General features: G+C 26.6%; 6 protein-coding genes. 3 read left to right on the top strand and 3 right to left on the bottom strand.

Annotated elements, in window-relative coordinates; all coding sequences use genetic code 11:
* Nucleotides 1-497 precede the first annotated feature (497 nt).
* Entirely contained in the window at nt 498-890 is a 393-nt protein-coding gene (locus tag JOC62_RS18110) for a DUF2752 domain-containing protein (RefSeq protein WP_204596683.1), read from the bottom strand.
* A gap of 207 nt (nt 891-1,097) precedes the next feature.
* Nucleotides 1,098-1,631, bottom strand: a complete 534-nt coding sequence (locus JOC62_RS18105; RefSeq protein ID WP_204596682.1) for a 2'-5' RNA ligase family protein — start codon at nt 1,629-1,631, stop codon at nt 1,098-1,100.
* A gap of 389 nt (nt 1,632-2,020) precedes the next feature.
* Here JOC62_RS18105 and JOC62_RS18100 point away from each other — a divergent pair, with 389 nt between their 5' ends.
* Nucleotides 2,021-2,653, top strand: a complete 633-nt coding sequence (locus JOC62_RS18100; RefSeq protein ID WP_204596681.1) for a DUF4489 domain-containing protein — start codon at nt 2,021-2,023, stop codon at nt 2,651-2,653.
* Nucleotides 2,654-2,841: 188 nt separating this feature from the next.
* Nucleotides 2,842-3,516 (top strand): hypothetical protein, encoded by a 675-nt coding sequence (locus JOC62_RS18095; protein WP_204596680.1) that lies wholly within the window; start codon nt 2,842-2,844, stop codon nt 3,514-3,516.
* 74 nt (nt 3,517-3,590) lie between these two features.
* Here the strand turns inward: JOC62_RS18095 and JOC62_RS18090 are convergent, their stop codons facing one another.
* On the bottom strand, nt 3,591-4,484 hold the full coding sequence (locus JOC62_RS18090; RefSeq protein ID WP_204596679.1) for an SPL family radical SAM protein: 894 nt from the start codon (nt 4,482-4,484) through the stop codon (nt 3,591-3,593).
* 498 nt (nt 4,485-4,982) lie between these two features.
* On the opposite strand from JOC62_RS18090, the gene cplR reads away from it, so the two are divergent.
* Nucleotides 4,983-6,626, top strand: a complete 1,644-nt coding sequence (gene cplR, locus JOC62_RS18085) for an ABC-F type ribosomal protection protein CplR (protein ID WP_204596678.1) — start codon at nt 4,983-4,985, stop codon at nt 6,624-6,626.
* Nucleotides 6,627-6,636 lie beyond the last annotated feature (10 nt).

Genomic DNA, 6,636 nt, shown 5'->3' with positions numbered 1-6,636 from the left:
TCGTCCTGAGCCAGGATCAAACTCTCAATAAAAAGTTTAATCTTTTCACTCATAAAACTTACTTTAATAAAAAGAATTGCTGGTTGTTTAAATGTTTTATATATTCTGTTCAATTTTCAAAGACCATTTTATCTCGTCGCCCTTAAGCGACTTGTATATCTTATCATGTGCATCGAATCTTGTCAACAACTTTTTTAATTTCTTTTAAGAATTTAATTTAGTTGTTGTTTCTCTTTTGAGAATCGATTTCCTGCAACCGATGTATATGATTATATACTGTTTTTCGACACTATTTACATAATATAATCCCTTAATATAAGATTAATCTTATCATCTTCTATATTACTCTATATTTCGTCATTTATCTTACATTGATATGCTTGGCTAAGTTTTCTGTTTTCTAATTATTATTAAGTTCTTTAGATGTATAGAATATATTACACTCACTAGCCTCTCTCTTTTAAATTAGCTATATTATATACTTTTAATAGATTAAGTTATTTATAATTTATTAATCTATTTATAAAAGACTGCCTATTATAATCCAATGGTTCTATACTCGGGAACAAAATTACCATTCTAACTATATAAACAATAATATACAAACCTACTATAGTCACTATTGCTATAAGAATATACCTCCTATATTTAATAAATGATCCTTTAAAATATAATAATATTAAAATTGCTAGCGCAGGTATCATTAAAAATAATGGATGCCAATAAAAAGCTTCCGATATATTTCCTTTTATAAAACTTATCCATGCTCTAGTTAATCCACACCCAGGGCAAGGCACCCCTATAATTGATTTAAAAATACATTTCGTATTAAATAGCAATATAAATATACTAATTGAAAATATAGTAAAAAAACTTTTTACCCTCTTCACATGTACCTCCCTTTAAAACCTAAAATTATATATTATTAATTATATCCTTATATCAGCTAATTCTATAAAATTAATTATATATTCTAAAAATAATCTAATTAATTTTAAATAGTCTGTATTAAATTCTTAAAGTAATTATAATTATCAATGAAAAAAGTAGCTAGGCCTTGTCCCATCTACTTACATCCATCTTAACCTTTATATGTCTTAGAATAATCTTATACTATCTGTGAATTTTCCGTTTTCCATTTCTACTTTATATAAAGCAATTCCATCAAAGCTCGCCTCAAATGGCTCATATATATCTACCACAAAATTAAATACCTCTTTTAATTTTTGTTTACTTAACCCCATAGCCAAACTACAATGTGGATTCCACTTACCTGGTAAGTAATACGATCTAGCTGATTCCTCAAACTCTTTAAAGAAATCATAGTATTCTTTATGATAATCTAATAAAACCTCTGTAATTACTGGAGTTAAAAAACATGCTCCTGTAGTAGGAAATGCCCCTAAGGCATCGAATCTAGTATCTATGACTTTTAGTTTTGATCTAAACTCCTTCATTCTTGCTATAAACTTATCTTCATCTATATCTTCATAAATTGCTAGTGTTATATGTGGCGCTAATCCATCTGTATTCTTTAAGCTTGAATCTATTCCACTGCTGCTTAACTGTTCCCAAATTGAAGTTACATATCTTGATGATTTATTATCTAAAAATACATCTACTGCATACATTATTATTCCTCCCTAGTAAATCTACCAACCATTACCCTCAAATATCTATAAATTTCTTATTATATATTCTATCATATTTAACTACGTAAAATTTGAACATATGAATTCATAATAATAAAGTATTTACCTAATCCTCTATATATCATTAAATAACTCTAAAATCATTTATATAAACTTAATATATATAATTATTATTTATATATCCTCAAATAGCTCGATATATTTTAATTAATATTTAAAATATTATATTTAAAAATAATCATTTCTATTTTTTAATTTAAAATAACACATTTTTTTCTCCTGTTCATACAATGTACTATGAAGAAAAAGAAATAATTTGTTGAAGAAACAAAGTATTTATAAAAATTTTAAACTTTGTGGAGGGATTTATGAAAATGATGCAAGAAAAACAAAATTGCTTTGACGATTGTGAATGTAATTTCGATGATTGTTGTGAGCCTAGAAAATGTTGTCATGAAGAATGTTGTGAACCTAAAAAATGCTGTTGTAGACCTAAGAAGCACTGCTTTGAAGAATGTATTGTAGTAAGAAAACCTTCTTCCTGCGCACCAGAACCTGGTAAAGCTTTATTAAAATGTGGTAGAGGAGCAGCTGGACCACTTCCTCTTATTGCAGTTGGTACAATTCTAGGATTAAATGGTTCAATTCCTGTAGGTAGTGTTACTATAGATACTAGGGAATTATGTAATCCTACAATTCTTCTAACTGTTAATTCAATAATAGCTGCACCAGTAGCTATAGCAAGTACTATAACTTTTACAGTTTTTAAATGCTGTGACGGCTGTAAACAACCTGTAGGAGAGTCTTTCACATTTGCAAGTGCACTTGCTGCACTTTCAAGCCAATCATTCTCATTCCAAATTTGTGATTGTGCAAACTGCTGCGGATGCGTAACTTATTCACTTGAAATAACAAATGCTACTCTATTAGCTGCTGGCTTAACAGTTAATTCTACTATAACAGCTCTTGCTGTAGAAAGTGATTGCAATAGCTGCTGTTAGAATAATTTAATTGATAAAAGATTTTAAAATGAGTCTCAATCAGAGTGTTGATAAAATCAGCACTCTTTATTTTTATACAATGTTTATATTCGTATAGTTACTATAACAATTTGTTATTTAATTGTTATTTAATTTGTTGCTTATGAATATATTATATTAGGCTATTATAAAAAACTATAGGAGGGCATATGGAAAATCAAAATAATTCTAGCAAAGTAAATTGTGAGTACTATGTATCTATGGGAAAGCCTGGTTCTCTTATAATAAAGGCTCCCGTAGTATTATCAAATTTAAAGATCTCAATTCCTATAACTACAGAATTAAATTTTAAGGAAAGCTACATAAACATTTCAGAAAATACAAATAAAATATCCTTAAGCACTCTTGAAATTACTGGTAATAATGAACTCATAATAAACGGTTCTATATCTAAAGTTTTAAAATATTCTATCAGCAAGATTAATCTTAACTCAGCTAAAAGTTTTAATTTAGATATTCCAATATCAGAAAAGATAAATATTAATTTCGATCAAATCCCTATAAATAATAATATTGATTTTAAATTATATTATCAAAAAAATTCGCAACCAATTTATTGTGATTTAGATTATATACAAGTATTACAAGATATAATAACTAAAAAGGATAATAACTATATTAATGAGATTATAATTTCCCTTCACCTTTCCTTAACTCAAGTTCAGAATGTATTCATACCAGAACCTGATGGAAATGTTTTGATACTAAACGAAAACTCAAATGGCTTTATATTAGATAAGGTCGATAATGATGATCCTACTTATATGATTGGTTTTAACCCCAAAAAAGGTTTAATTGCTAAAAGTATAAAAGGTCATAAATAATATATTTTAAATATAACTCTATATAGCTAAGGAGCTGCCTCAAAATAGGTAGCTCCTTGTATATATTTATAATTTTAAAATAAACTTATCTGAACCTCTTCATACTTACTTTTATAATCTTTAATTATATCTTCCATATTATATAAGATTCCATATTTCTCACATTCAATCTTAAAAACTTTCCATAATTCCTTTGAATTAATGGATGTATACTCATATCTATCTCCATATGTATCAATATATTTTTTAGATAAATCTTCATCTTTAAATATATCTTTTAACTTTTTATAATAATATTCTCTTTGATTCTGCCTTAACGTAACGCCCATACCAAAAGCAAATATGAATTTAGCTCCGCATTCATGTGCTTTTCTTACTATATTTATTATATTTTCTTTATTATCATTTATAAAAGGAAGTATAGGCATCAATAGTATACCTGTATATATTCCATTATCAGTTAGTTTCTTTATTGCATCGAATCGCTCTGTAGTACTACTAACATTTCGCTCTATACTTTTAGCCAATTTATCGTCATAAGTAGTAATAGTTATTTTTATTAATACAGGAGAATGTTCTTGTATTTTCTTTAATATATCTATATCCCTTGTTATTAAATCACTTTTTGTAGCTATACTTATCCCAAAATTACTTTTATCTACCTGCTTTAATGCCTCTCTTGTTAGACAATACTTTTTCTCGAAAGGATTGTATGGATCACTCATGGCCCCCATACCTATTATTCCTTTCTTTCTTTTACTCCTTAAATCCCTTCCTATTATTTCAGTGGAATTCTCTTTTGCCCTAACTCTATCAAAATCAACTATTTGATAGCAACTACTCCTTGAATCACAATATATACACCCATGGCAACACCCTCTATATATGTTCATAGTATAATTTAATGCAAACCAAGAATTATTCTCTATAGAATTAGATACTATCTTTTTAGCAGATATATACTCCATAATCAATACTCCTTTATTTAAACCATAAATTTATTCTTGTCTAAACCTTATATAATTAATCTTATTATAGACATATTGAGCTATACTTTCTATGTACAATTTTATCTAAGGATAAATCTGTAGCACATTAAAATAATATGGATTCTAATATGTTATTTTAATTTTACTATTTATTAGATTCCATATTAAGATATATTCTTATTAGAATGTACGTATTACTCGACTTTAATTCTCTCTTTTTATTCATTGGATATCTATTCAAAGTAGTGCTATACTATATATTAATATTGAAAATTATAAATTTTAAGAAAGGCAAAGGTAGTTTCACAGATGAGAATATAATCTATTTTTCAAACTTTGATTACAACAAAAAAGTATTTATTTGTAGCTTTTTTTGTTGTGCTTAAATTTAGGGAGAGTAGATTATAGTGAGGTATTTATATTTGTCCTTTTAAATGGCTATATATACTCTCCTATATTTTATAGGAGGGATTTTTTATGTCTTTAGCAAGATTAAATAAAGTAAAAAAGTATTATGGTGATAGATTAATTTTAGATATCGATAAATTAGAAATTTTAGACGGTGATAGAATAGGTTTAGTAGGTGTTAATGGTGCTGGAAAAACCACGCTTATAAAAGCGTTAATAAATGATACACCTATTGATGAAGGTAATGTTTATATAACTAAAAGTTTTGCTTATATAAGTCAGTCAGAAGATGCTAGTGAAAGATTTTTAGATAATAATTTTAAGAATATATTTAATGCACCTTTTGAGTATGATGACTTTTTGTCAGGTGGAGAAAAAGTTAAGTTTAAAATAGCAAAAGCTTTAAGTGAAAATAAAAATTTAATTATTGCAGATGAACCAACTGCCAATTTAGATGGAGCTAGTATTGAGGTTCTTGAAAAAATGCTTAAAAGTTATAATGGTGCATTGCTTTTAGTTTCTCATGATAGAAATTTTTTAGATACATTATGTAATACTATTATTGAAATTGAAGATGGAAAAATTACAGTTTATAAAGGAAATTACTCTAAGTATTTAGAACTTAAAACTTTAGAAAGAGAACGATCTAAAGCTGAGTATGTTGCTTATATAAATGAAAAGAAACATCTTGAAAATGCTATCCTTAATAAACAAAATATAAAAGATAGCATAAGAAGAACACCTAAAAGGATGGGAAACTCTGAAGCTAGATTGCACAAAATGGGCGGGCAAAAGGCAAAGAAAAACTTAGATAACAATGTGAAAGCTCTAAAAAGTAGGATTGATCATCTTGAGGTTAAGGAAAGACCTAAATCTATAAAAGAAATCAATATTACAGTTCAAGAAACTTTAAAAATAACTTCTAAAAACCTTGTAGAAGTTAAACATCTTAATTTATTTGCAGATGATAAATTATTGCTTAAAGATGCTAGCTTTAAAATAAAAAATAGCAAAAAGGTAGCTCTTATTGGTAATAATGGCTGTGGTAAAAGTACTTTACTTAAGGAGATTGTTTCTAATAAAAATAATATTAAGGTTTTTGATAATGTTGTTATAGGGTACTTTGATCAATCTCAACATATATTAAATGATAATGAATCAATACTGAAAAATATACTTAGAGATTGCTCTTATGATGAAAGTTTTGTTAGAACAAACTTAGATGGATTTGGATTTAAGGGAGATACTGTATTTAAACAAGTCTCTTCATTGAGTGGTGGTGAAAAAGTAAAGATAGCCCTTTGTAAGGTTCTATTATCTGATAATAACCTGCTTATTTTAGATGAGCCTACTAACTACCTAGATATTAAATCTATGGAATCCCTTGAATCTGCACTTATCAATTGTAATAAAACATTGATTATAGTATCTCATGATAGGAAATTTATCTCTAATATATGTGATTATATTTTAGAAATAGATAATAATAAAATTAATGAATTCTCTGGTAGTTATGATGAGTATATATCTTTTAAAAATAAACCTAAGATAAATTTAAAAGAAAAACAAAATAAGGATAATCTTATCTTGTTAGAAAATAGATTTTCTGAAGTAATTTCTTTAATATCAACAGAACCAGATATTAATAAGAAGATTTTATTAGAAGATGAGTATAATAATCTCCTTATAAAGATAAAAGGACTAAAGAATTAACTTATATAAA

Source organism: Clostridium sardiniense (assembly GCF_016907995.1).
Taxonomy (GTDB): domain Bacteria; phylum Bacillota; class Clostridia; order Clostridiales; family Clostridiaceae; genus Clostridium; species Clostridium sardiniense.
The sequence above is the reverse complement of the archived record's forward strand: the minus strand, read 5'-3'. Positions and strand labels throughout refer to the sequence as shown.